31 protein-coding genes, 1 tRNA gene and 1 pseudogene are annotated in these 23,378 nt (G+C 33.0%); 15 read left to right on the plus strand and 18 right to left on the minus strand.

The genetic code is table 11. The features are described from left to right. Positions 1 to 303 (plus strand): annotated as a pseudogene (locus BG20_RS09370) (trans-sialidase); the annotation flags it as partial. A 30-nt stretch (positions 304 to 333) separates the two neighbouring features. Here the strand turns inward: BG20_RS09370 and bcp are convergent. Next, on the minus strand, positions 334 to 798 hold the full coding sequence (gene bcp / locus BG20_RS09375; RefSeq protein ID WP_048097205.1) for a thioredoxin-dependent thiol peroxidase: 465 nt from the start codon (positions 796 to 798) through the stop codon (positions 334 to 336). A 99-nt stretch (positions 799 to 897) separates the two neighbouring features. Between bcp and BG20_RS09380 the strand changes: the two genes are divergently transcribed. Then, on the plus strand, positions 898 to 1,602 hold the full coding sequence (locus tag BG20_RS09380; protein ID WP_010194415.1) for an MIP/aquaporin family protein: 705 nt from the start codon (positions 898 to 900) through the stop codon (positions 1,600 to 1,602). A 19-nt stretch (positions 1,603 to 1,621) separates the two neighbouring features. On the opposite strand, the gene BG20_RS09385 is transcribed toward BG20_RS09380, so the two are convergent. Further along, complete coding sequence (locus BG20_RS09385; RefSeq protein ID WP_010194416.1) at positions 1,622 to 1,831, minus strand: hypothetical protein; 210 nt, start codon at positions 1,829 to 1,831, stop codon at positions 1,622 to 1,624. 153 nt (positions 1,832 to 1,984) lie between these two features. On the opposite strand from BG20_RS09385, the gene BG20_RS09390 reads away from it, so the two are divergent. After that, positions 1,985 to 2,059: transfer RNA gene (locus BG20_RS09390), tRNA-Arg, on the plus strand. Between the two features lie 35 nt (positions 2,060 to 2,094). Next, a complete protein-coding gene (locus BG20_RS09395) occupies positions 2,095 to 3,057 on the plus strand; it encodes a dienelactone hydrolase family protein (RefSeq protein ID WP_010194419.1) in 963 nt (320 codons plus the stop codon). An 8-nt stretch (positions 3,058 to 3,065) separates the two neighbouring features. Here the strand turns inward: BG20_RS09395 and BG20_RS09400 are convergent, their stop codons facing one another. Beyond that, complete coding sequence (locus BG20_RS09400) at positions 3,066 to 3,491, minus strand: hypothetical protein (protein WP_010194421.1); 426 nt, start codon at positions 3,489 to 3,491, stop codon at positions 3,066 to 3,068. Between the two features lie 53 nt (positions 3,492 to 3,544). Between BG20_RS09400 and BG20_RS09405 the strand changes: the two genes are divergently transcribed. The 7 genes from BG20_RS09405 (at position 3,545) to BG20_RS12790 (ending at position 6,278) form a co-directional block, all read left to right on the plus strand. Further along, positions 3,545 to 4,108, plus strand: coding sequence for a DNA-3-methyladenine glycosylase I (locus BG20_RS09405; RefSeq protein ID WP_010194424.1), 564 nt, complete (start codon positions 3,545 to 3,547; stop codon positions 4,106 to 4,108). A gap of 29 nt (positions 4,109 to 4,137) precedes the next feature. Next, positions 4,138 to 4,638 (plus strand): ferritin, encoded by a 501-nt coding sequence (locus tag BG20_RS09410; protein ID WP_010194427.1) that lies wholly within the window; start codon positions 4,138 to 4,140, stop codon positions 4,636 to 4,638. Between the two features lie 55 nt (positions 4,639 to 4,693). Continuing rightward, positions 4,694 to 5,002: a hypothetical protein gene (locus BG20_RS09415; protein ID WP_010194429.1), complete on the plus strand. Its 309-nt coding sequence runs from the start codon at positions 4,694 to 4,696 to the stop codon at positions 5,000 to 5,002. A 55-nt stretch (positions 5,003 to 5,057) separates the two neighbouring features. Next, positions 5,058 to 5,390, plus strand: coding sequence for a hypothetical protein (locus BG20_RS09420; RefSeq protein ID WP_010194431.1), 333 nt, complete (start codon positions 5,058 to 5,060; stop codon positions 5,388 to 5,390). Between the two features lie 204 nt (positions 5,391 to 5,594). After that, a complete protein-coding gene (locus BG20_RS12785) occupies positions 5,595 to 5,744 on the plus strand; it encodes a hypothetical protein (RefSeq protein WP_193353043.1) in 150 nt (49 codons plus the stop codon). A 26-nt stretch (positions 5,745 to 5,770) separates the two neighbouring features. Further along, positions 5,771 to 6,070 (plus strand): hypothetical protein, encoded by a 300-nt coding sequence (locus BG20_RS09425; protein WP_007401302.1) that lies wholly within the window; start codon positions 5,771 to 5,773, stop codon positions 6,068 to 6,070. A gap of 34 nt (positions 6,071 to 6,104) precedes the next feature. Continuing rightward, complete coding sequence (locus tag BG20_RS12790; protein WP_007401303.1) at positions 6,105 to 6,278, plus strand: hypothetical protein; 174 nt, start codon at positions 6,105 to 6,107, stop codon at positions 6,276 to 6,278. Between the two features lie 243 nt (positions 6,279 to 6,521). On the opposite strand, the gene BG20_RS09430 is transcribed toward BG20_RS12790, so the two are convergent. The 13 genes from BG20_RS09430 to BG20_RS09490 form a co-directional block, all read right to left on the minus strand. After that, on the minus strand, positions 6,522 to 7,304 hold the full coding sequence (locus tag BG20_RS09430) for a coiled-coil domain-containing protein (protein ID WP_010194436.1): 783 nt from the start codon (positions 7,302 to 7,304) through the stop codon (positions 6,522 to 6,524). A gap of 36 nt (positions 7,305 to 7,340) precedes the next feature. Next, positions 7,341 to 7,538, minus strand: a complete 198-nt coding sequence (locus BG20_RS09435) for a hypothetical protein (RefSeq protein ID WP_010194438.1) — start codon at positions 7,536 to 7,538, stop codon at positions 7,341 to 7,343. Positions 7,539 to 7,541: 3 nt separating this feature from the next. Next, a complete protein-coding gene (lysS, locus tag BG20_RS09440; protein ID WP_010194440.1) occupies positions 7,542 to 9,128 on the minus strand; it encodes a lysine--tRNA ligase in 1,587 nt (528 codons plus the stop codon). Positions 9,129 to 9,137: 9 nt separating this feature from the next. Continuing rightward, the gene (locus BG20_RS09445) at positions 9,138 to 10,724 is read right to left on the minus strand and encodes an elongator complex protein 3 (protein WP_010194442.1); all 1,587 of its coding nucleotides are present in this window, start codon (positions 10,722 to 10,724) and stop codon (positions 9,138 to 9,140) included. A 78-nt stretch (positions 10,725 to 10,802) separates the two neighbouring features. Next, complete coding sequence (locus BG20_RS09450; RefSeq protein ID WP_010194444.1) at positions 10,803 to 12,038, minus strand: cation:proton antiporter; 1,236 nt, start codon at positions 12,036 to 12,038, stop codon at positions 10,803 to 10,805. A 75-nt stretch (positions 12,039 to 12,113) separates the two neighbouring features. Next, positions 12,114 to 13,136, minus strand: a complete 1,023-nt coding sequence (purM, locus tag BG20_RS09455; RefSeq protein ID WP_010194449.1) for a phosphoribosylformylglycinamidine cyclo-ligase — start codon at positions 13,134 to 13,136, stop codon at positions 12,114 to 12,116. A gap of 44 nt (positions 13,137 to 13,180) precedes the next feature. After that, the gene (locus BG20_RS09460; RefSeq protein WP_010194451.1) at positions 13,181 to 13,906 is read right to left on the minus strand and encodes a proteasome assembly chaperone family protein; all 726 of its coding nucleotides are present in this window, start codon (positions 13,904 to 13,906) and stop codon (positions 13,181 to 13,183) included. A gap of 21 nt (positions 13,907 to 13,927) precedes the next feature. Then, positions 13,928 to 14,275 (minus strand): helix-turn-helix domain-containing protein, encoded by a 348-nt coding sequence (locus BG20_RS09465; RefSeq protein WP_010194453.1) that lies wholly within the window; start codon positions 14,273 to 14,275, stop codon positions 13,928 to 13,930. A gap of 210 nt (positions 14,276 to 14,485) precedes the next feature. Next, complete coding sequence (cofH, locus tag BG20_RS09470) at positions 14,486 to 15,742, minus strand: 5-amino-6-(D-ribitylamino)uracil--L-tyrosine 4-hydroxyphenyl transferase CofH (RefSeq protein WP_048097201.1); 1,257 nt, start codon at positions 15,740 to 15,742, stop codon at positions 14,486 to 14,488. Then, positions 15,739 to 16,908 carry a 7,8-didemethyl-8-hydroxy-5-deazariboflavin synthase subunit CofG gene (gene cofG, locus BG20_RS09475; protein ID WP_048097202.1) on the minus strand — a complete coding sequence of 390 codons (1,170 nt, stop codon included), beginning with the start codon at positions 16,906 to 16,908 and terminating at the stop codon, positions 15,739 to 15,741. Before cofG ends, cofH begins: the two co-directional genes overlap by 4 nt. A gap of 41 nt (positions 16,909 to 16,949) precedes the next feature. Beyond that, positions 16,950 to 18,089 (minus strand): S1C family serine protease, encoded by a 1,140-nt coding sequence (locus tag BG20_RS09480; RefSeq protein WP_010194460.1) that lies wholly within the window; start codon positions 18,087 to 18,089, stop codon positions 16,950 to 16,952. 37 nt (positions 18,090 to 18,126) lie between these two features. Next, positions 18,127 to 19,332 (minus strand): glycosyltransferase family 2 protein, encoded by a 1,206-nt coding sequence (locus BG20_RS09485; RefSeq protein ID WP_010194463.1) that lies wholly within the window; start codon positions 19,330 to 19,332, stop codon positions 18,127 to 18,129. Positions 19,333 to 19,337: 5 nt separating this feature from the next. Next, positions 19,338 to 19,754: a type II toxin-antitoxin system RatA family toxin gene (locus BG20_RS09490; protein ID WP_007401316.1), complete on the minus strand. Its 417-nt coding sequence runs from the start codon at positions 19,752 to 19,754 to the stop codon at positions 19,338 to 19,340. 147 nt (positions 19,755 to 19,901) lie between these two features. Between BG20_RS09490 and BG20_RS09495 the strand changes: the two genes are divergently transcribed. After that, positions 19,902 to 20,117 (plus strand): hypothetical protein, encoded by a 216-nt coding sequence (locus tag BG20_RS09495; protein WP_007401317.1) that lies wholly within the window; start codon positions 19,902 to 19,904, stop codon positions 20,115 to 20,117. 41 nt (positions 20,118 to 20,158) lie between these two features. Next, entirely contained in the window at positions 20,159 to 20,485 is a 327-nt protein-coding gene (locus BG20_RS09500) for a tRNA-binding protein (RefSeq protein ID WP_048097203.1), read from the plus strand. A 24-nt stretch (positions 20,486 to 20,509) separates the two neighbouring features. Here BG20_RS09500 and BG20_RS09505 read toward each other — a convergent pair whose 3' ends face one another. Continuing rightward, a complete protein-coding gene (locus BG20_RS09505; protein WP_007401319.1) occupies positions 20,510 to 21,070 on the minus strand; it encodes a TATA-box-binding protein in 561 nt (186 codons plus the stop codon). 151 nt (positions 21,071 to 21,221) lie between these two features. On the opposite strand from BG20_RS09505, the gene BG20_RS09510 reads away from it, so the two are divergent. Together BG20_RS09510 and BG20_RS09515 are read left to right on the plus strand one after the other, a co-directional pair. Beyond that, positions 21,222 to 22,343 (plus strand): DUF1512 domain-containing protein, encoded by a 1,122-nt coding sequence (locus tag BG20_RS09510; protein ID WP_010194473.1) that lies wholly within the window; start codon positions 21,222 to 21,224, stop codon positions 22,341 to 22,343. Further along, positions 22,340 to 22,522, plus strand: coding sequence for a hypothetical protein (locus BG20_RS09515; protein ID WP_010194475.1), 183 nt, complete (start codon positions 22,340 to 22,342; stop codon positions 22,520 to 22,522). The genes BG20_RS09510 and BG20_RS09515 overlap by 4 nt, the downstream gene beginning before the upstream one ends. Here BG20_RS09515 and map read toward each other — a convergent pair. Beyond that, the coding region (gene map, locus BG20_RS09520; RefSeq protein WP_010194476.1) for a type II methionyl aminopeptidase at positions 22,509 to 23,378 on the minus strand (870 nt) is incomplete at its 5' end. The two genes, BG20_RS09515 and map, sit on opposite strands and share 14 nt — an antisense overlap.

Consider the following 23,378-nt stretch of genomic DNA (forward strand, 5'->3'; position numbering starts at 1 on the left):
TCTGAGGTTACAAAACCAAAAGGCACATTGCCAAAAGGTGCAGAGCAACAACAAGTTTCATCAAACTCTGGCAATTCTGAAAAATCTAGAAAAGAGCAGTTAGAAGAATATGAGCGCGATTATCTAAAAAGAATTGAACAACAAAGAATAGAAGATGAACAATCATATCAAGAAGCAGTTGAAGATGCTGTTAAATCTCGAACTAATGCAACTCATAGTGCATTACCAAAAGGATTTGAACCAAAACCAACTCCTCCTGAGCAACCAAAGACTTCTAGAGGCACATTACCAAAAGGATTTTAATTTTCTATCCTTTTTCTTTTACTTATTTTTTTAATTTAATTTTAAAAAATCATCTAATACTTCTTTTGCATGTCCTGCTGGTTTTACCTTGGGGTATACTTTGAAAATTTTTCCTTTTTCATCGACCAAAAATGTACTTCTATTAACTCCCATGTACTCTTTTCCCATAAATTGTTTTTTACCCCAGACTCCAAATTGTTTTGATAATGTCTTGTCTACATCTGCCAGAAGTGGATATTTTATTCCCATTTTATCACAGAATTTTTTATGTGAATCAACGTCATCAGGACTAACTCCGATGATCTCTATCCCTTCTTTTTGGAATCTTTTATAATCTTTTGAAAATTCGTCTGCTTCTACTGTACAGCCAGGTGTGAAATCTTTTGGATAAAAGTAAATTACATGTTTTTTGCCCTTAAAGTCACTAGATTTTACATTATTACCGTTTGAATCCCTTGCTTCAAATTTTGGGACTGTATCTCCTTCGCCTATCATGTTTTTAATCTTCATTCTATGGTTAATTACTTTTTGACTTTGTAATGTAACGTGTCGACTCCGAATGTTTTATATGGAAATTGAATTGGATTTCGCATAATGGTAAATCCAAGAGCATATCTTGCTGAAGCAATAGCAACATATGGGTTAGTCTTTTTTGGTCCTCTTTCTGTAATTTTGGCAATTTCATCGTTTGGTGAAACTCTTACAACTCAATCTGTTTTGTTTATTTCTCTTGCACATGGTGGTGCTATTGCTTTAATGGTCTATGCATTTGGTCATGTATCTGGTGCTCACATTAATCCAGCTGTGACAATTCCTATGATGATCACTAAAAAGATTGGAATTGTTGATGGTGTTGGATATATTATTTCACAATTAATTGGTGCAATTGCAGCAGCAGCTACTCTTAAAGTGATATTACCTGAACTTGGTGCTAAAGTAAATTTCGGAACTCAAGGTGGACCAAGTGATCTTATCAATAATAGTATTAGCTCTGGTTTTGCAATTGAAGCAATTTTGACATTCTTTTTAGTATTGGTGATTTTCATGACAGCTGTACATAAAAAAGCATCTCCAGGACTACATGGATTATCAATTGGTGGCATGGTATTTTTAATTCACCTAGTTGCTGTTCCGCTGACTGGAGCATCTGTAAATCCTGCAAGAACATTTGGCCCTGCATTAATTTCTGGTTTTTGGGAATTCCACTGGATGTATTGGGCAGCACCAATTCTGGGAGGAATCATTGCTGCTCTAATAATGAATTACGTCTATGTTAACAAAGCAGAAAAAGAAGCATAATTTTTCTTTAATTTAAAATTTAATTTATTTTATGACTATTTTCTTTTTTATCGTCTGTTATTTTTGAAAACTCTTTGTTAATCTCTTCATGTTTTTCTGTTAGCTCATCTAATTTTTTATTAACCTCATTACTATCTGCTTTATTTTCAGCAAGTTCTTCATATTCGGACATTAATTTTTTGTATTCATCTTGGAGTTTTTCGTAGTGTTCTTTTTGTGAATAATCCACTATTGGTTATGATTTGTCATCATTGAAATATATTATTACCAAGAATTTTTATCATGAGCTCAATTTTTTTGGATTTTATTTTGTTAGATTAGATGTTTTTTTGTGAAAAAAATCGCAAGCCAAATTAAGCCTAAATCCATCACTCTCTTTACTGGACTCGTTGCACAGCTTGGATAGTGCGAACGCTTGCGGAGCGTTAGGTCGTCGGTTCAAATCCGACCGAGCCCGCTTTACTTAAATTTCAGAGACTTATCAAAACTACGATGCTTAATACTTCAAGAATTCTCATACCCTTAATTGCGATTTTCATTATTTCTTCACTTCCAATTATGTCAATAAACGCAGAATTACCTCCTTTGAAACAACTAAAACAAGGACATCATGTCGATGTAGTTTGTGCCGATGGTTTTCAATTAGTATTAAAACAATCCAACGGTTCTCCAAAATGTATTAAATTATCTAGTGTTGAAAAATTAATTCAACGTGGTTGGGCAATTCATGTTTTAACTTATTCTGATGAGAATAACAACTCTGAAATTTTTACGATGGGAAAATATGATGTACAGACTGACACTGTTAATTATTCTGAATCTAATTCTGGTTATTTGGCAAGACCTGTGTCTGATGAATCTTTTCCAGGCGTAATCATGATTCATGAATGGTGGGGATTAAATAATAACATCAAAGACATGGCAAAAAAATTGGCATCTCATGGGTATGTTGTACTTGCAGTTGATCTTTATGGTGGACATGTAGCTACAACTTCTGAAGAAGCAAGACAACTTGTGACTTCATTTGATAAAGATAATGGAGTTCAGAATATGGATTCAGCAATATCTTACCTTGATGATAACTATTCTCCTGAAAGCATTGGTTCTATTGGATGGTGTTTTGGAGGAGGTCAATCACTCAATTTGGCGTTGAATAACCCATCTCTTAATGCAACTGTGATTTATTATGGTAGTCTTGTAACTGATTCTGACTCTCTTTCTGTAATTCATTGGCCAGTTTTAGGAATCTTTGCTGAATTAGATAAAGGAATTACTACAAACACTGTTCATGATTTTGAAAATTCATTAAACCAACTAGGAATTCAAAATGAAATAATAATTTATCCTGGGGTTGATCATGCTTTTGCAAACCCATCTGGTCTCAATTACGCTCCTGAAGAGTCTCAAGATGCATGGCAAAAAACACTTGAATTTTTAGATTCTAATTTGAAATAATGTGTTTTTTAGAATGTTTTTGTTTTTCTTAAAAAAATAGTTACCGCAATCATATAACATGCAGTTGCAATTATTTCTGACACCAATGATGCAATGTATGGCTCTATGTTAATCTCAAGAAAATAATACAAAGATGGCCATCTGATTCCAAGATAGATTATTTCGCCTACTCCAAACGATGAAATCATGCTTAAAATCTCTTTTTTAATTAAACTTGAACTCATTTGCTTGTATCTGTTTTTATTATCCAAATAAAACAAAACTGAAAAAATTCCAAAATACACCACGTATCCTGTTATTATTGTAATTGTTGTTGTAAGATGATTTTCATATCCTAATAATGATTGAGCAACAACTGCTGAAAGTGAAGCTGAAACTATAAAACAAATTATAAAATTCCTATTAATTTGAAGTAATTGCTGATTGACTTTCATGTTCTATTTTTCATCTAGTAACTATTATTTTATGTTAAACAAAATGGAGTTATATGAAAACTAGATGCGAATGGGCAAAAGATGATCTTAACATTGAATATCATGATAATGAATGGGGTAAACCTCAACACGATGATCGTAAATTATTTGAATTTTTGATTTTAGAAGGAGCTCAGGCTGGCTTAACTTGGACTACTATTCTTAAACGAAGAGAAGGATATAGAAAAGCATTCTCTGACTTTGATCCCGATAAGGTGTCAAAGTATACTGCACAGCATATAGAAAATTTACTAAATAATTCTGAAATAATTCGTAATAAATTGAAAATCAACTCTGCAATCAATAACGCTAAACTTTTTATAAAAATTCAAAAGGAGTTTGGCTCATTTGATAAATACATTTGGGGGTTTGTAAATCATACAACAATAACCAACAATTTCAAAAGACTTTCTGACATACCTGCATCCACGGATATTTCCAAAAAAATGAGTGATGATTTGAAAAAATATGGATTTAATTTTGTTGGTCCTACAATTTGTTATGCCTTCATGCAAGCTGTAGGTATGGTAAACGATCATACAAGTGACTGTTTTTTAAAAAAATCTAATACTTTTTAATAGAGAAAAATTAATCAAATTTAATTAAAATGAACATATCACAAAATACCAAAAAAGCATTAAATGATCAAATTGTTCTTGAGGCAAATGCATCTAATAGTTATCTTGCTATGGCATCTTGGTGTGAAAATGCCGGTTATTGTGGTGCTGCAAATTTCTTCTATTCACAATCTGATGAAGAGCGAACTCACATGCTAAAATTTGTTCATTATCTTAATGATATTGGAGGTTCTGCCACAATTCCTGCCACTAAATCCCCTGCAAACTCGTTTAAATCCTTAGAATCGATTATTCGAGCTGCGCTAAACAATGAACAATTAGTTACAAAAGCCATTTACAGTATAGTTGAAATCGCTCAAAAAGAAAAAGACCATTCCACACATACCTTTCTTGATTGGTTTGTTAATGAACAGGTAGAAGAAGAAAAGAAATTCGAAACAATTTTGCAAAAATTTGAATTGATCGGACGTGATAAGATTGCTATCCACGAGATTGATAAAATTTTAGGAAGCATGGCAAGTAAGAACTAATTTTTTTCGATTTTTAATTTTTAAAGTTTATAAATATTGTACTTGTAGAATCTTTATGCTATTTGGTGTCTTTGCAATACACAGTCCTGAATCATGTCCTCTAAATAGTGCTGCAAGCAAGAAAGTTTTTCTAAATTTGGAAAGTAAAATTAAATCAAATATGAAAAAATACCAAATTTTAAAAGTTGTTGGATTTTACATGTCTGTTTTAGAGCATGAGTGGATAATAATTTTAGATGCCAAAAGTGCACATGACATAGAACAACTTTGTATTGCAGTTGGCATATCTTCTCTTAGTACAGTAAAAATTGTCCCGATGAAAGACTATTCCGTAATAGCAAAAGCTTTGAAATCAAAAAAATAGATCTTTTAATTTAAAATCCTAAAATAATTAATACTGTATACTTCTTTAATGTTTTATGACTGTAACTGTTACAAAAATGCCGGGTGGTATAACTCAGTTATTTAATACAGAAACTGGTAGAGTGACTTACAAATGTAAATCTGAATCTGGATATATGTTAATAGAAGCATTTGGAGGAATTGTAAAATTTCATCAAAAAGGGTCAATGGCTACTGTTACGGGACATTTAACATCACTTGATTCGTGTAGTGTGCTTAAAGAAAATGACCCTAATTATAAAAATGCATTATCTGAAATAATTCAAGCAAAAAAACAATTCGCTCAAAATAAATCTGAAATGTTTCAAAAAGAAATTCAAGAATTGGAAAAAAAACTATCCCTGCTATAATCTGCTAATTGTTTACTGTTGTTTTTCTGTGTATTTTTCACATTTACACCCTTTTACTAGACACCGGCCATTCCCCTCAAAATGAATTGAATTATCATGGTAACATCCTATTTTTTTATTTTTACAGTTCATATGCTTAGTCTCTTTTATCGTATAATCCACATTACAGACAATTATAATTATACATGAGTCTTATTGTATGCGTTGGCTAACATCAAAAGTATCGGACATTTTTTTGTATTTATTGTTGGAGGCCTTGTTGCAATCATAGTAGGCTCTTTTATGATTCGTGGAACTATGCATATGTGGGATAAACCCAATTCAGAAAAAAACAAGGATAAAAATAATGACTAAAAAACAAGTTAGGTCTAGTTTCTTACATGTTACATGATTCATCAATAAGAAAATCTGTAGATGATTATGTCAAACTACGGATAAGAGAAATACCTTCTGAAATTCACCAAACTTTTCCAAATGTCAAAAAAATTTGGAAATGTGAAAATTCTGTAGATTTTCTTTATGGATATTATGTAGGTAAAATTGAAGAGGGTACTTTACACTATCTTCTAAAAGCAACACGGGCATCAGCAGGTGGATTTGTTGATATTTTTGAAATAAGAGGAGTAATAGAAACATACAGAACAGACTTGAAAAATTCTATTGAAAAAGCACTTTCTTAGTGAAGTAGAAATACTGCTTTAATATAGTGTATACATGGTAGGTCCTCAAGATGGTGGATTTGGTTTTGATCAATCAAAAAAATACACCAGTGTTGATAATATAGATCAGGTTTGTGTTCAATGTCAGGCTGGTCAACACAAAAAATGTTTGGCAAAATTAAAGCAACAGGAAAATTGTGAATGTGAACACTGCCTAATCTACGGCTAACTCTTTTCTAAAATCTTTTCAAATAATTCACAGATTAATTATACATTTTCAGAATTTGGAATTAATAATTAAGTAGATTCAATAATGTCTTTGTAGTTATTGTTAATGATGTCTACAATTAAAAAAATAATTAGTTGGATTGCTGTACTTGGTGGTGGAGTTACATTCTTCTTCTTCTCATTATATGCCGTAGATTTTATGCGATAGTTTGAAAATTAGTTTTGTTTTAACTTGTTTTTTGCATTAATTTTGTTCTAGTTTCTCTTTTAATCTCTCAAGTTCATTTTTAGTTTGTTCATGTTCTTTTCTTTCTTTTTCTAGTAATACTTGAACTGTTTCTATCTCTTTTTCTGCCATACTTAGTTTTGATTTTAATGAACCCACTACGACACTTGCTGCTTCAATAACTCCTTTCATCTCTTTCTTGTCTGCACCTGCTATGAATTCTTTTTCCTTAGATGTGAAAACGCTTGTTTCACCATCGTTATTTTGAATGTTTTTTTCCTCTTGTCTTGCATTGTACAATCTTGAAGTGATTGCCTCCAGATCTTTTTGTGCCTGAATTTGTTGTGCACGTATTTCATGCAAAGCTGATTGTTCTTCAATGACCTTATCATTAATTTCATTGTACTCTTTTGTAGTTTTTTCAAGATCTTGTTTCTTTTTTGATAGATTTGATTCTACTTTTTCAAGATCTTCTATCGATTTTTTATTTTTGTTGAATTTTTCATTTACATCACTTAATTTTAACTTGATATCATTATACTCTAAGTATATTGTATCTAGTTCCATCTTTTTTTGATTTATCTCTTTTTTTACTGACATCAAATTGCTTGTTGCTATGTCATACTCTTCTTTTACATCATGTAGTTTTTTAGTAATGTTTTCAATTTCATCTTGTTTTGTCCTGAAATCATTTTGTAAACTTTCCACTTCTGTTTCAAGTGATTCTTTTAAAATGATCTCTTCGCTTTTTTCAGATTTAGTGTCATTTGATTGCTCTTTTTTCTTTCCAAATAGACCCATAATTATCACAAAATTTCCCAAAAGATGAACGTTTCTTTAGATTTTCACTTTTGACCTGATGAACTTAAAGTAAAATCCGATTCCTCCAACAATGGCCCCTCCTACGAATGAAACTATTCCTAATTCTGGATGGTCTTGATTTATGTTTGGTGCTAAAATCAATAACATTGCACCAATAATTATCATTGTAAAACTTCCGCCCCCTCTTGTCTTATTATGTTCGTTATGAGGCATTTCTTAGATGTATTCTGAAACTGTTTTGGCTATCTTCTTTCTTCCTATGTCTGTGATCAGTGGACCTATTTTTGGTCCTCTTGAAGTACCTAGAATTATCTGATATAATATTTTGAAGAAATCTCTTGGTTCTACATTATTTGATTTCGCAATTTGATATATTACATTTTGAATGTCTTCTGGTTCTTTTTCTTCATTGAGTGCATCCACTAGTAATTTTAACACTTTTTTTATAGGTTCATCCATATTGATTTCAATTTTCTCTTGCTGATCAAATTCATCGGCAAATTTTCCTGCCATCTCAATTAGTTTTTCTATTTCTTGGTCTGGATTTTTGATTACTCCGTAATCTAGTAATTTTTTCATTACTCTTTCAGATCTGTCTTCTTTGAACATTTTCCCTAACTCCACTAATAATCTGTAATTTACATGAATTTTTGGTTCTTTAGGTGGATTCAGTAAATTTACATATTCATAGAGTCCCTTTGATTTTATTAATTTGGCTTGATTATCTACTTTGATCTTTCCAAAAAATATGTCTTCTAACTCATTATACTCGTTCATTAATGATGGAATATCTTCTAATCCTAACTCCCTTGCTCCTGTGATTCTTTTATACAAAAGTAATAGTATTGATTTTGGGCTTCCAAATTCTAACCATCTCTGTCCTGTTACCACATTGCCTAATGATTTTGAAATCTTTTTTCCTCCTTTATCCAAAAACATTTCATATTTGACATGATGTGGATGAGGAAAGTTCAAAATTTCATCTGATACCCAATCATTTACTTTTACTGAATCCATGATGTCTTTTCCATATGCTTCAAATCTAATGTCAAATGCAGCCCATCTTGCAGCAAATTCTACTTTCCAAGCTAGTTTTCCCAAGTCTTTGGTAATGTCTGCTTCGCCATCATGGTTGCATCCTTTGATCATTTTGGAGCCAATCTCTGCATCATGACACTTGTATCTTACTTTCTTTTCCTCTGCAAGATACTCAAACGCTTCTGCGGTATACAATCTATTACAGTTTGAACAAACTGGAAAATATGGAAGGAATTTTTGAAATTTTTCTTGACCTACAAGTTCTGAAATTTTATCACCAATCTTGGAACTGTTCTGCAAAATTGTGTGAATTTGGTCTTTTAATAATCCATTTTTGTATGTATCTCTTGCTCTTCTGAATTCATATTTTATTCCCATTTTGTCAAGGCCATCCAAAAGAATGCTACTCATATGCATTCCATAGGAATCATGACATCCAAATGGATCTGGAATTAATGATACTGGTTTTGCCAAATGTTCTTCTAACGAATTAGGAAACCCCTCTGGAATTTTTCTTAATCCATCTAAATCATCTGAATATGCAATGAGTTCTGATTTATATCCAAAATTCTCTAAAGCAAGTTTGACTCCATATGCTCTTACTGCATCCCCTAAACTTCCGATATGCGGTACTCCCGATGCCCCTAACCCACTTTCAACTCTTATAAGATCTAAGTTTCGACCTAATGTCTTTTCACGTTCTATTAATTCATGTGCAAGTTTGTCAATCCATGTTCCTTTTCCAAAAATTTCTTGTTCTGACATTTCTTTTTCCTAATTCAATGATTTTGTCATATATGGTCCATATAACGAATACCCTAATTTTTGATAATACTCTCTTGTTCCAACAGCACTTATGACTAATAATTTTTTTGAATCAAACTCTTCTTTGGAAATTTTTTCAGCCTCTTTCATAAGGTTTTTTCCAAACCCAGAATGTTGAATTTCTTTCTCTCCTTTCTCTCCGATCTTTAATGATTTTCCATACACGTGTAATTCCCTTACTATGCATGAATCTCTGCCAATCTCTTTTCTATGTGCAAGAATACTTGGTTTTCTCAATCTCAAAAATCCATAAATTGAATCATTTGTGTCCTCGTATGACAAAAATACTTCATTACCACCAGACGATTCATAATCAATTCTAGTTAATTTTGGTTCTGCTGTAGGTGCCTTTTTGGTTGACAACCCTGCTTCTCTGCATCTGATACATTTGCATGAAATTCCTTGATTGCTTAAATTTTGATGCACCATCTGTCTTAGATTTCCTGATTTTGGTCCTGCTATGATCTCATTTGATGATATCTCTCTTTGTACTCTCATAATTCGAACCCATTTTGGAATATTTTTCTTAACTTCTGTTAAAACTCTTATCATATCTTCATCTGAATATGGTGTGTACTCTTTACGTTTGTATTCATCATAGAGTGGTGTATTTTCAATTACAAGTGAAGGATAGATCTTTAACATGTCTGGTTTGAGACTAGTATCTTCAAACAACTTTTTGAAATCTTCAATGTCTCCTTCTGGAGTCATAGTAGGCAGTCCTGGCATCATATGTGCCACTATTTTATATCCTGCATCTTTTGAAATTTGAAATGATTCAACGACATCGTTGTAATCATGTCCTCTGTTGACAATTTTGTAAACTCTTTCTTGTAATGATTGCACTCCTATCTCTATTCTGGTAATTCCGTAATCTAACATCATATCAACATGTTTTTGTTTACAGTAGTCAGGTTTTGTTTCAATTGTAAATCCAACATTTCTTATTTTTGCATGTTCATTGTTTGACTTGGCTTCTTCTAGATTCTTTGAATCAACTCCATTTAATGCATCATAACAAGATTTGATAAAATTCTCTTGGTAATCTTTTGGCATAAACAGAAATGTTCCACCTACGATCACTATCTCCATTTTTGATGGATCATGACCAAACGCAACTAGTTTTTCAATTTTTGTTGTGATTTGGAGTTTTGGATCAAATGCATTCTCAATTGCATTAAGTGTTGATGGTTCTTTTCCTGTGTAACTATTAGGCGAATTGTACTCAATCCCTCCAGGACAGTAAGTACATCTCCCATGCGGACACGCATAAGGCTTAGGCATTAGTGCAATTATTGATACTCCTGAAGCTGTTTTGATTGGTTTTTTTAACAAAACTTTTTGTAATTTAGTAAAATCTGCATTTTTTACTGTCGAGAGAATTTCATGATTCCTTGGAATTCTTTCAAGAGCATATTTTGCGCATATTTTCTTAATCTCTTCTTTAACTTGTTTTTTAGTTGGTTCATTTATTGTTAAAAGATTTTGTGTGATTTCGGTACATGCTTTAGCAAATATCGGTTCTAACTTATTCATACTTGTATTGAATTCTGCATAAATCCATTAAATACCATTCCTGTGTTCAAATATACCTGACGGTGCTGATTGTCCCTACTATTTTTCTTCTGATGATTCAGTGCTCTTTTTTAGCTCTTTTTTATATTCCATCTTTAACCAAATTGGCGTAATGATAGTTGTAGCTGCTACCATGATTACAATGGTTGAATAAACATTTGAAGTTAAAACACCTGTTGATATTCCAACTCCTGCGACAATCAACCCTACTTCCCCTCTGGAGATCATTCCAATTCCGACTCTCATCCCCTGAGCTTTGCTTTTCAAAAAATACATTGCAGGTAATCCACATCCACCAAGTTTTGTAACAATTGCAATTATGATGACTACTCCGCTTAAAGCTAAGATTTCTAAATTTACAGCTCTGAGGTCTACCTGTGCACCGATAATTGCAAAAAATAATGGTGCAAAGATTAAACCAATTTGTCTGACATATCCCTCAACTTTTTCAAATACTTTGGTTGTAGAAAGTGCCATACCTACTGCAAATGCTCCCACGATTGGTGAGAGCCCAATAGACCCTGCAAGAGCTGCTGCTCCAAAAAATGACGCAGTTGCAATTCCTTCCACACTGCCTTTTGCCTTCCATAATCTTGGTGTGATTATTCTTGGCATAACTACAACAGCAGCTAGGAGCATTATTGCAAAGAATCCCAATACTTGGAGAATTGTAATTGTTACATCCATAATGTCTATGTTTGCTACTCCGCCATCACCTCCGGCAATTGATGTTACAACAGAAAGAACTGCTATTGCCAAAATGTCGTCAACTACTGCAGCACCTATAATCAAACGAGCTTCTGGAGTTTTTAATTTTCCAAATTCACTTAATACTTGAATTGAAATTGCAATACTTGTTGCCGTAAGTGCTGTTGCAATAAGCATTGATTGCAATGCATCAAAACCAAACATCTGAAAAGCTACCAACCCTGCAAAAAACGGTATCACTACCCCCAATATTGCAACTGTAAATGATGCTTTCCCACCTTTGAGAAATTCTTTTGGCGTCATTTCTAACCCTGCCATAAACAAAATCACGATTGCTCCCATTTCGCCAAGAACTCTGATCTCATTATTTATGTGAAGTAGAGGTAATCCATCAGTTCCGATAATATATGCCCCTAATGCAAAAGGTCCAATTACTATACCTGCAATTAATTCTCCCAACACAATAGGGAGTTTGAGCCTAAGAAATAGCTCTGCCATTAATTTTGCTGCAAATAATAAAATCCCTACTCCAATAATTGTTTGAATAAACTCTGCTTCTGCTGCCACTTTTCTCTCAGTTTAACTTCAATAATTGCTAATATAAGGCGATATTTGGTCGAAAATTTTTTCGTATTTGAATAATTATGTGATTTTAATAGAGTTCACAAAAACCCCCTTCTTTGATATTATCTGTCCTATTTCCTGACTTTCGATTTTATGTTTTTTGAAAATTGATTTGATCTTATCTCCTTGATCTTTTGGCGCTATGACGCAAAACCCCACTCCCATGTTAAATGTCTTGTACATCTCTTCTTGTTTTACCCCTTGCTCTGCTATTAATTCCATAATTGGAGGAATTTTTGGTAGGTTATCAATGTTGAATCCTATGTTTTTTAATCTCAATAATTTTGTAAATGCTCCACCTGTTATGTGGGCAAATCCATTAATTTTGCATTTTTGATTAATTTCTAAAACTGGTTTTACATAAATTTCCGTTGGCGTGAGAAGCGCATTCCCAATTCTTCCAACTTTTTTGACTTTATCTTTTACAGAATATTTTGATAATAATGCTTTTCTTGCAAGTGAATATCCATTTGAGTGAATACCACTACTTTTTGCTCCAATAATTATATCTCCTGACTTTATTTTATTTCCGAGCACGATTTCTTTTTTTGTGACAAGACCTACCACCATTCCTGCTAAATCAAATGAAAATCCTTTTCCTGTAATAACATCTGGCATTATTGCAGTTTCACCTCCTACAATCGGCATCGCTGATTTTTTTGCACCTTTTACTAACCCCTCTACAATTTTTTTAAAAATCACTTGATCATTTTTGTTTGCTGCGATGTAATCTACAAATGAAACAGGGGTTGCACCAATACATATTATATCATTTACATTCATTGCAACACAGTCTATTCCGATCGTATCGTATTTTTTCATTAAATTTGCAATTACTACTTTAGTTCCCACCCCATCTGTATGTGTGGCTAATAGTTTTCCTCCTGGAATTTCTACTATTCCGGCATAATGCCCAAAACCATGAGTTATTTTTGCCATTTTTTGGAGTTTATGGGTGGATTCAATCAGCCTTCCTATTGCTGCCTGACTTTGCTTGATTTTTGTAATGTCTACACCTGCTTTTTTGTAGGTTAAGGCCATAGTTTCATGCGTATTTGCTGTGAATAAAAGAATTTGCCTACTCCTTACATGTACATGCCAGCAAATTCTTCTCTATGTTTAACATATTTCTGAGATAGTTCCCCAAACTCCGAATTGATCCTTTCTTTTTCTTTCTCCAAATCTGTCGTATCAATTTGCATCTCATAAAATCTATTTAATGCCTCAATCAATGTTGCAGCAGCTTCAGGATCTGGTAGTGTCTTGTTTGCCTTTGCCAGTAATACTATTCCTTGAATTTTTCTTACAATACATTCGTTTAAAATTCCTCCAGGAATTCCTGTGATGAATCCTTGTGGAATCGCACTGATGTCTTTGTCTGCCATTGTTCTTACCAGATCTTCTCTTGCGGCACAGTATGCTTTACCATCATGTTCATCACTTGGTATTCCATCTAAGATTACCATTTCTTTTGAACCATGTTTGTCACTCCAATCTAGAATTGCTGAGACAATTGAATAGATTCCTTCCATTCTTAATGTGATTTCACAAATTATTGTACATATTGTGCCTTTTTTATTTGCATATACTCTAAAAGGATGACGTAACATTCCGTTTCTAAAAACTGTTGATGGCGGGAGATATTTTGATCTCATAAATCCTATCTCTTCCATTTTTAATTCTTCGATAATGTGGTTTACTGCTAGTGGTCCTACTAGACCTGCTCCCACAAATCCTGCAAATATTATGGGACTGTTGAGTTCTATTTTTTTTGTCTCAAATATTTCTGCTTCTGGAAACTCCTTTTGCATTATTTTTGTCGATTACTCTGTCTAATTACTTTTATGAATAAACAGATTCAACATTACTCTTCCTTTGTCAGTTATGGAATAGATCACATTTGCTCCGACTGCTTCTTTTTGTATAAAGTTGTAATCTACACAAAGGTGCAAATAATTAAGAAATGATCTTTTCATTCTTATCTTTGATTTTGTATACAAATCTGAAAACGTCATTGGGTTCCCTCTAAGTTGATACAGTAGTTTTAGAAGGGATAGTGTACTGTAATCTTTTGTTCTAGCTTTTACTGCATCAAGTATTTGGACATCTCGTTTTATAATAAAATCTTCAAACTGATCTGCTACTTCTACAGGTATGTATGTTAGTCTTGCTCGCATCATACCGTATGGTACGGTACATTACCTTATTAATGTTAAACTCGAGCTTTGTTGATCAATCTAGATAGTTTTTTTACACCTTATTTCATGCCTGTTTATTCAGAAAGGTATTTTTGTTAACCCTACTTTTCTGATTAAATTTCAGATCGCTACATTACATTTTTGTATAAAATGAATTGCCTCTTTTTCTAATAATGATTATTTGGATAATTACTATGCTCTAGGATTTTTGTATCTGAATTTATTGATTTTAATTAATTCTGCATATGACCCAAATTTTGATGAATCTGATATCTTATCTAATTCATCTTCTACGTCATTATCTTTGTCAAACTTTTTTAATATTTTATAATGCGTATTTCTTTCTGCAGGAGTTCTTCCAATTTCTTTTGACAGTCTTCTAATTTCTTTTGGTTTTATTAGCTGACCATGATTGGAACCAGCTGATGTTGAAATACTTTCATTGATTAATGTTCCACCAAAATCATTGGCTCCCCACATTAACAGCAATTGTGACATTTTTTGACCTTCTTTTACCCATGACATTTGGATATTGTCTATGTAATTATTCAACATGATTCTTGCAATTGCATGTGTTAGCAAGACATCATTTCCACTTGCACCCTGTCTTATTTGATCATGTGTTTGATGTTTATACATTGGAGCTTCACTATAGATAAAATTAAGTGGGACAAATTCCGTAAATCCATCTGTTTCTTTTTGAATCTCTCTTATTTTTGCAATATGGTTTACTCTGTCTTCAGGCGTTTCAATATGTCCAAACATCATAGTTGATGTAGTGTTGATTCCTATACTATGAGCTGTTTTAATTACCTCTATCCAGTCTTTGACACTAATTCTTCCCGGAGATATTTTGTCTCTTAATTTTTGATCTAATATTTCAGCTGCAGTTCCTGGTAGTGTGTTTACACCTGCCTCTTTGAGCCTTTTCAAATATTCTCTAATTGTTGTATTTGATCTTGATGCTCCGTATAGTACTTCTTCAGGCGAGAATCCATGAATGTGAATATCTGGAATTTCTTTTTTAATATCCTTACAAATATTCTCATACAAATTACCATCCATATCTGGAGGAAGTCCTGCCTGTATGCATACTTCAGTTGCTCCCAGTTGGTAAGCTTCTTTTGCTCGTCTAACTATCTCCTCTGTTGGAAGAAAATATCCCTCTTCTTCTCTAAAATCTCTACTAAATGCACAAAACCCGCATTGCTTGATGCATACATTGGTAAAATTGATGTTTCTGTTTACAACATATGTGACAATATCGCCAACTCGCCTTCTTCTAATTTCATCTGCCACAAGTCCTACAAGATGAAAATCTATTCCTGTAGTGTTATACAGTCTTAATCCTTCTGAAGATGATATTTCTTTGTCTGATAATGCCTTGTTTAAAATGTCAGAAACAACCGGATCTGAATTTTTTAGTAATCTGTCTAAGTTAATGCTCATTTCCAATACTCCTGCTTTACCAACCCTTCCTCATCTTCAATACTTTTCATCTTACCTCTTAACTCTTTGCTAATAAATGAAAAAAATTCTGGATACGTTGGAAATCTGCATTTTAATTCAAATCCTGCATCATTTGAATTTTTTTCAATTTTTTTGATTTCTGGCCAAGAAAATTCTGGATTGACATAATCTGGAGTCAATGGAGAAATTCCACCCCAGTCATTTATTCCAAGTGTTAAAAAACTCTGATATGACTTTGGAGATAAATTTGGAGGAATCTGAATATTCATTTTTGGCATAATTATTCTTGTTAAGGCAACAATTCTTTTGAAATAATTTTCATCTGTTGGTGGAGCATTGCTCATTAAGGTGTCATGTTTTGGCTGAAAATTCTGAACAATCACTTCTTGTATATTCCCATATTTTTCTTGCAATTTTTTTATTGCAAAAATTGAATCTATGATCTCAATCGGTGTTTCTCCAATTCCTATTAGTATCCCTGTTGTCATGGGTATTCCTAATTTGCCTGTATTTTCTAGAACTTCCAGTCGAGCCTTTGGTCGCTTACTTGATGCCAAATAATGCGGCATTCCTTTTTTTGTTAATCGGTCGCTGACATTTTCTAACATTATGCCCATTGAAACATTAGTTTTTTGTAATTCTTTTAGATCCTCTTTTTCTAAATTTCCTGCATTAGTATGAGGGAACAACCCTGCTTCTATTGCTAATTCTGAGGCATGAACTAGATATTCTGCAGTTGATTTGAATCCGTTAGATTTTAGCCAATCTCGAGCTTCTTGATATCTTTGTTCAGGAGCCTCGCCAGTTACAAACAAGGCTTCCACACATCTGTATTTTTTTGCAAGGGATAGTAGTTGTTTTATCTCTTGTTTTGACATTAATGATATTTTTTCTTCTCCCGGTTCTGCTTTGTATGTGCAATAAGAACAAGTGTCTTTACATAAATTTACAATATTGAAAAATGCTTTTTTTGAAAATGTCACAGAATCTTTTTTGAATTTTTTTCTCAACATTTGAGCTGCAGAAAATAACTCTTTGGGATTATTTTCTGAATTTTTGTATATTTGTATTATTTCATCTCTGGAGATTATTTTATCCTCTAAAACATTGTTTAAACTCTCAGAGCTTAACACAAGTTTGTTCAATAGTTGTTGTGCTTGTTTAGAGTATTTATTCTTGTATTGTTTTAATTTCCATTTGGTCTTTCTTCCAAGGTAATTGTAATGTTTGTAGTTCTACCATCACGTAAAATCTCTAAAACCATTTCATCACCAACTGATTTTGCCCTTTGTAGGTGTACTAAAATATCGTCAATCTTTCTGACTTGCTTTCCATCTACTGATAAAATAATGTCACCTCCAATTTGATAATTCAATCCATCAACTTGAACAGTTTCATTTGACCCATGTAATCCTGCTTTTGCTGCAGGACTATCATCGATAACTGAAACGATTAGAAATCCTACGGCATCATTTAGCTTTAAAACTTTAGCCAAATCTGGTTCTATGTCTCTGCCTGTAATTCCAATCCATGGATGATGATATTTTCCGTCTTGTATTAGACTTGGAACGATCTTTGCAATAGTTTGCGATGGAACTGCAAACCCAACCCCTGTAAATTCCCCTGTAGTGGATTGAATAGCTGTGTTAATTCCAACAATTTCTCCACGCATATTCAATAGTGGTCCTCCTGAATTTCCTGGATTAATTGCTGCATCTGTTTGAATTACATCTGGGATGGAATACCCAGATCCCGATGGTAAGAGTCTGCCTAGTTGACTTACAATTCCCGATGTCATAGAACCTGATAATCCAAATGGGTTTCCAATCGCTGCAATTGACTCTCCAACTTTAAGACTAGATGAATCTCCTAATGATAACGGATGTAATCGTGTTAGGTCTGCGTTAACCTTGATTACTGCAATATCTGTAAATTCATCTGAACCGATTAAATCTGCATTATATGATCTGCCGTCAAGAAATGTGACAACTATATTTTTTGCATTTTTTACAACATGAGCATTTGTAATAATGTCTCCTTTTTTATCAAAAACAAAACCAGAGCCAAGTCCGCTTGTTCCATTTGATTGATCAGTTCTTTGAACGTTCACTCTTACCACTCCTGGCTCTGATTTTTCAAAAATATCAATTAACGAAAGATTTGTTGAATATGCTGGGGCTGTTTGAGTAACACTTGGGATTGATTTGTCACTTGTATTAATCTCAGATTTTGTTATTGCAGCAGGTGATATCAGAATTATTGCAAAAATTACTGCAACTACTGAAGCGCCTATTGCTGCTCCAACTAACATTTCTGATTTACTCATTCAAAATCGCTACTTGATTTTCTATCTAAAAGCATTGCTATACATTAATTGAATTTTGAATATGGTCCTTCATGAAATACTCTCTTCCTCTCCAAGAAACTGTGTTGTTTTTTGCATGAAGTAATCCTTTCAAAAATCCTAGTACTACCACAAAACTGCCAATTGGTGCAAAAAACACATTAATTATTTTTAATTTTAATAGCTTTTTGACTTCGATTATTGCTCCCAAATAAATCATAACTGATGCAATTATGGACACTGCCAACAAAATTGAAAATGATCCCTCACTTGATATTCCTATTATCGAATAAGCTAGAATTGGAAATGGCATAAAAAGTAAAAACAATACTGCAAAAAATATGCCTATTGCAATTTTTCCACTTTGAAGGTATAATGGAATCATTAACCTCTTTAACGCATTTAGTAACGTGATTCTGTCTCTTGCCCAAATTGCCTCAATTAGGTTGTCCCCTCTGACAATTTTCATTTTATGACCTGCCTCCTTGACTTTTTTTCCAAGTGCGCCGTCTTCAATAATCTCGTGCTTGACACCCTCATGCATTCCAACTGCCTCGTAAGTTTCTCTTTTGATAATGAAAAAACTGCCAAAAAAGTATGCTGTCTTCTTTGCAGGATCATTTACCCTAATTGCAGAAAATCTAGTGTGGAGAAATACTGAAATCATGGGAAGTGTAATTCCAGTCCAAAAGTCCATCACCCGCATTTTTGGGATTGCTGATAATGCATCTAACTTTGAAGAAAGTAAATTTGACACTGCAAGAGAAATTACATTCTTTGAATGTTTAGTATCTGCATCAGTAAATAACAAAAGTTCACCTGTTGCCATTTTAAATCCCTCCATACATGCCCAATTTTTTCCCATCCACCCATCTGGTTTTGATCTGGCATTAACAGGTATTATTTTGGAATGTTTTTTTGCATATTCTGAAATGATTTTATTTGTTGAATCATCCGATGAGTCATCTATTACAATAATTTCATAGTTTGAATAATCCTGATCAATTAGTGAATCTAAACATTTCTCAATAAATTCTTCTTCATTTCTTGCAGGTAAAATTATTGAAACTTTTGGATTATGATGATCTTTTCTTTCAAATTCATCTAGGTGTGGTGTTAATCTTACCGAATCTATCATGGATTTGATTAAAAATATCCAAGCTAAAGTTACTCCGATTAAAATTGCGCTTAAGGTATAATTCAAAACATCTAAAAACAAATCCATGAATATTATCTCTCTGTTTGCTCTTTGATTTTTTGTAATGCTTGTATTGTCCCATTTTCAATATGCTTTTTTATGACCCCTGTGAACATTCCCATCATACCTGTAAGTTTGATATCCCATTTAGCTTTCAAGATGGTTTTTTCGTCTATGGAAGTTAAAGTAATAATTTTGGTTCCGTCTATGATTCCTTTTGTAAATTTAATTTCTATCTTTTCTTTAGGTTCTATCTTTATTTCTTGCATGCATTTTTGATCTCTGAATGCTATTGTTACTTCTCTAGTGACATAGTTTCCATTTTTTGAAATATTTCTTACCTCTTTTGTCCCTTTCCAGAATTCTGGTTCCATATCCAAATCTGATACTATTTCCCAAACTTTGTCTATTGAGGCATTGATTTCCACTGAAACTTCGATTTCTGCCATCTTTTAGTCGTTAATTTCGCATTAAATATATTAGATTCCTATTGGATATTATATCGACTGTGATGGGCAACATGCCTAAAATCCAGAACAGTAACTCCAGTTCTAACGGCAATTGCCAAACTTCCGTCACAGTCAATTACCCTAAAAATGAAACCTTCACGATATATGCCAAAAATTGGAACATTTGACGGAGCAGGATTTTGGAAAAATGCCTATGCTCATCAACGTGGTAAGTTACTAAAAATAGTAAATGTCCCAGATGATCAAATAATTGAATTAGTAAATAAAAAATACATTGAGCTTCCCGCCGCATTAAAGTATGAGATTGAAACAAGCGGTATAGATAAAAAATCTCTAATGTAAAATTTCGAAATTCATTTTAAGCAGATAAATTAGTAATTGTTATGTCTTATGTGTCATATGATGATTTTGCAAAATTGGATATACGTGTAGCAAAAATAGTTTCTACGGAACCAATTCCAGGTAAGACTAGAATCATCAAAGGGGTAATTGATCTTGGTAATGAACAACGGAATGTAATAATTGGTGGTGCTCAGTATTACAACCCTGAAGATATAGTTGGAAAAACTGTAATTGTTCTTGCAAATCTAGAACCTAAAACTATGGCAGGAGTAGAATCAAATGCTATGCTTTTAGCAGCTGACGTTGATGACAAACCATTTTGGTTAACTGTAAATGAAGACATTCCATTAGGTAGTCCTATAAAATAATTAGAAAATAAATCTAATCTACGACTAGTCGTAGATCATCAAGTTTTTTTCTTCTAATAATGCATGTAAATTATTTACAGATCTGTATACGTCTGGTTCCTTTTTAGCCCCAGTGCATACAAGTTTTCCAGAAGAGAATAACAAAATGACTGTTTTTGGATCTAACATTCTGTGAATTAATCCTGGAAATTGCTCTGGCTCATACATGCTTCTAGGAAGTGTTCTAGCAGCCTGCTCAAGATGGATTTTTCCACCTAGGTTGATGGACGCGACTATGTTTTGAATTTCCACTGTTGCATCTTTTTTTACTTTAATTCCACCTTTTCGTAGTTTTTGTACAACCGTTTTTACTGCTTTTCTTGCCATTTCTTCAGATTTTGAACCTGTGCACACCATTTTTCCTGATGTGAAAATCAACGTGGCTGTCTTTGGACTCTTTAGTCTGAAAACCAAACCTGGAAATTGATCTGGATGATATTCTACATCTGGAAATGTTCGTGTTATTTCATTTAGGTCCATCTTCTGATCTACAGAAGCAGATGCTACAACATTCTCTACGCTTACAATAGGCTTTGTCTGTGGCATATTCAGGTTTTTTCTATCTTAACTATAATAAAAGCACTCGCCATTTTTTCACCTTCGAGTAGATATTTTTTATAATTTATTGAGGGTCACTTTAATTCCAAGTTCAGATTATACGAATGATTTAATTTGGATCTACCTTGCTTTGATTTTATTGGATTTTACGAATATTGATTTTGATCAGCTATTTGGAACAAATGATCAATCCAATCCTATCATGATGCTAATTTGGATTCTTCCTATTTTCATTTTTGTATTGTATGGTCAAAGAATTCAATTAGCTGTTACATCAGGGGAAATAAAAAAGGGGATAAAAAAATTAGATGAATACAAAACACAATCTAGAACTGAACTAATTGATTACATTAAAAAAAATATGAATCCAAAAGACGATCCTACAAAAAAAATTGATCGTTTTTTAGATTATTTTACTATAATGCCAGTTGATATGGATCCAAATGGAATCGTCAGTAAAGTCAGACATATTGTAAGAGCCCGGGAAGATTATTCTAGAGAGCATGTTAGATCTTTATCTCCTCAAACATCTGATATTGAATTAAGTAAGATTCAAACATTATTAGAAATTGCTACTTCACTTCAAATGATTTACAAAGTAATTAATCACATGTATTTGACTGCCAAAAAACAAAATAACTATCCATTAATTTTACCGCTTCAAATGATCATGCCCTTTTTACTAGAAGAGGCTGAGGCAATGCAAAAAGCAATTCCAGCATTTAAAACATGTCAGCCAATTGGTGATGGGATTGGGCCTATGGTTGTAGGCAAAATGATGCTTGATACAAAAAAAGAATCGATTGCATTTCAAACTGTTCTTGGGATGACTGATTATTCTGAAAGAAAATTGCTTTTGTTAAAAGCTGAAGGACCTGCCTCTACTGTTGGAAGACCTGGAGATGCAGTTGAGAAAATTGTCTCAAAAGACAGACCTGATATGATAATTATGGTAGATGCATCTCTGAAAATGGAAGGTGAGGAGTCTGCAACCACTGCACAAGGATTCGGTGCAGCGATAGGTGGTATTGGAACTGAACGATTTCAAATAGAAGACATTGCAACAAAAAATAATATTCCTATTTTTGCAATTGTTGTAAAACAATCAGTAAAAGAAGCAATTACTTTGATGACCAAAGAAATAGCAGACAAGGCTGAAAATGTACGCTCACAAATTTATGAAATGATTGATGATAACACAAAACCTGGTCAAACCATTTTGTTAATTGGAGTAGGAAATACAATGGGTGTGCAGCAATGATGTTCTCAAAAGAGAAAATTACTATTGCATATACTTTAGAAAAGTGCAAGCAATGTGGTTTTGAAAGAAAAAGAAAATTTAAAGAGGGTGATTTTCTTTTTGCTGAAACCACCAAATGTGATTCTTGTAATGGAATTACTATGATAGAAAAAATCTTTGGCGAATCTATTGAGAAATAGTTGTAACTGTTACCCCGTTTTCATTTGGAATAAACGTATGTTCTGCCTGCGCTACTTTCTGTTCATTTATCTCAATTAATACTGGATATGCTTGAACAGATTTTTTAGAAATAAGATGTTCTAATAATTCTCTAGCTTTCTTCTCTTCCCATTCTTTTGTAATCCATCTTAATGCAAAAGGTAGCATATTGAATTTCTCCCAAATGTAATCTAGTAGTTTATCTGCCTCCTCGTTCTTAGTTTTTTTTCTTGAACTTAATGCAAATATGTTTTTTATTTTTCCATTCCTTACAAATCCCCCACCTTTTTCTGTTGTTACAAATGGTTCACATGCATACGCTGTATTTTCTGCTAGAGTAAATCCTCCAATTGACCAGATATTTGGAATAGATCTTCCTGCATGTATTGTATACTGTTCTAATGAATGACCGCTAAGATTTGCAATTGGTTTGTACCCGTTCTGTTTTATTGTTTTTTCTATAGTTCTTCCTATATCGCTTGCTTTGACACCCACTTTTATCATTGACATTGCATTTCCAAGTGCTTCCTCGGCGGTCCTGATTAGTCCTTCATATTCAGCATCTTGACAAACTGTTACTGCCGTATCTGCAATATACCCATTAATTTGTGCTCCAAGATCAATTTTTACCAAATCTGATTCTTTGATAACTATTGGATCATTTGGTTCAGCCGTATAGTGAGCTGCAATTTCATTGATACTTGCATTTACCGGAAATGCACATTTTGCACCTCGTTTTATAATTTGACTTTCTACTTCTTCACAAATCTCATAAACTGTTTTTCCAACCCAATTTTTCTCTCTTACCATTTCTCTTACTTCAGCTGCAATTTTTCC

Source organism: Candidatus Nitrosarchaeum limnium BG20 (assembly GCF_000241145.1).
GTDB lineage: Archaea > Thermoproteota > Nitrososphaeria > Nitrososphaerales > Nitrosopumilaceae > Nitrosarchaeum > Nitrosarchaeum limnae.

What these genes read in the sequence shown, in the direction of transcription:
- BG20_RS09395 (WP_010194419.1), top strand. Translation starts at nt 2,095, where the DNA reads ATGCTTAATACTTCAAGAATTCTCATACCCTTAATTGCGATTTTCATT.
- BG20_RS09430 (WP_010194436.1), bottom strand. Translation starts at nt 7,304, where the DNA reads ATGGGTCTATTTGGAAAGAAAAAAGAGCAATCAAATGACACTAAATCT.
- BG20_RS09380 (WP_010194415.1), top strand. Translation starts at nt 898, where the DNA reads ATGGTAAATCCAAGAGCATATCTTGCTGAAGCAATAGCAACATATGGG.
- BG20_RS09500 (WP_048097203.1), top strand. Translation starts at nt 20,159, where the DNA reads ATGTCTTATGTGTCATATGATGATTTTGCAAAATTGGATATACGTGTA.
- BG20_RS09490 (WP_007401316.1), bottom strand. Translation starts at nt 19,754, where the DNA reads ATGGCAGAAATCGAAGTTTCAGTGGAAATCAATGCCTCAATAGACAAA.
- BG20_RS09480 (WP_010194460.1), bottom strand. Translation starts at nt 18,089, where the DNA reads ATGAGTAAATCAGAAATGTTAGTTGGAGCAGCAATAGGCGCTTCAGTA.
- cofH (WP_048097201.1), bottom strand. Translation starts at nt 15,742, where the DNA reads ATGAGCATTAACTTAGACAGATTACTAAAAAATTCAGATCCGGTTGTT.
- BG20_RS09405 (WP_010194424.1), top strand. Translation starts at nt 3,545, where the DNA reads ATGAAAACTAGATGCGAATGGGCAAAAGATGATCTTAACATTGAATAT.
- BG20_RS09445 (WP_010194442.1), bottom strand. Translation starts at nt 10,724, where the DNA reads ATGAATAAGTTAGAACCGATATTTGCTAAAGCATGTACCGAAATCACA.
- BG20_RS09465 (WP_010194453.1), bottom strand. Translation starts at nt 14,275, where the DNA reads ATGATGCGAGCAAGACTAACATACATACCTGTAGAAGTAGCAGATCAG.
- BG20_RS09435 (WP_010194438.1), bottom strand. Translation starts at nt 7,538, where the DNA reads ATGCCTCATAACGAACATAATAAGACAAGAGGGGGCGGAAGTTTTACA.
- BG20_RS09400 (WP_010194421.1), bottom strand. Translation starts at nt 3,491, where the DNA reads ATGAAAGTCAATCAGCAATTACTTCAAATTAATAGGAATTTTATAATT.
- BG20_RS09495 (WP_007401317.1), top strand. Translation starts at nt 19,902, where the DNA reads ATGAAACCTTCACGATATATGCCAAAAATTGGAACATTTGACGGAGCA.
- BG20_RS09425 (WP_007401302.1), top strand. Translation starts at nt 5,771, where the DNA reads ATGTTACATGATTCATCAATAAGAAAATCTGTAGATGATTATGTCAAA.
- BG20_RS09415 (WP_010194429.1), top strand. Translation starts at nt 4,694, where the DNA reads ATGCTATTTGGTGTCTTTGCAATACACAGTCCTGAATCATGTCCTCTA.
- BG20_RS12790 (WP_007401303.1), top strand. Translation starts at nt 6,105, where the DNA reads ATGGTAGGTCCTCAAGATGGTGGATTTGGTTTTGATCAATCAAAAAAA.
- lysS (WP_010194440.1), bottom strand. Translation starts at nt 9,128, where the DNA reads ATGTCAGAACAAGAAATTTTTGGAAAAGGAACATGGATTGACAAACTT.
- purM (WP_010194449.1), bottom strand. Translation starts at nt 13,136, where the DNA reads ATGGCCTTAACCTACAAAAAAGCAGGTGTAGACATTACAAAAATCAAG.
- BG20_RS09505 (WP_007401319.1), bottom strand. Translation starts at nt 21,070, where the DNA reads ATGCCACAGACAAAGCCTATTGTAAGCGTAGAGAATGTTGTAGCATCT.
- BG20_RS09485 (WP_010194463.1), bottom strand. Translation starts at nt 19,332, where the DNA reads ATGGATTTGTTTTTAGATGTTTTGAATTATACCTTAAGCGCAATTTTA.
- BG20_RS09460 (WP_010194451.1), bottom strand. Translation starts at nt 13,906, where the DNA reads ATGCAAAAGGAGTTTCCAGAAGCAGAAATATTTGAGACAAAAAAAATA.
- BG20_RS09420 (WP_010194431.1), top strand. Translation starts at nt 5,058, where the DNA reads ATGACTGTAACTGTTACAAAAATGCCGGGTGGTATAACTCAGTTATTT.
- bcp (WP_048097205.1), bottom strand. Translation starts at nt 798, where the DNA reads ATGATAGGCGAAGGAGATACAGTCCCAAAATTTGAAGCAAGGGATTCA.
- BG20_RS09515 (WP_010194475.1), top strand. Translation starts at nt 22,340, where the DNA reads ATGATGTTCTCAAAAGAGAAAATTACTATTGCATATACTTTAGAAAAG.
- BG20_RS09410 (WP_010194427.1), top strand. Translation starts at nt 4,138, where the DNA reads ATGAACATATCACAAAATACCAAAAAAGCATTAAATGATCAAATTGTT.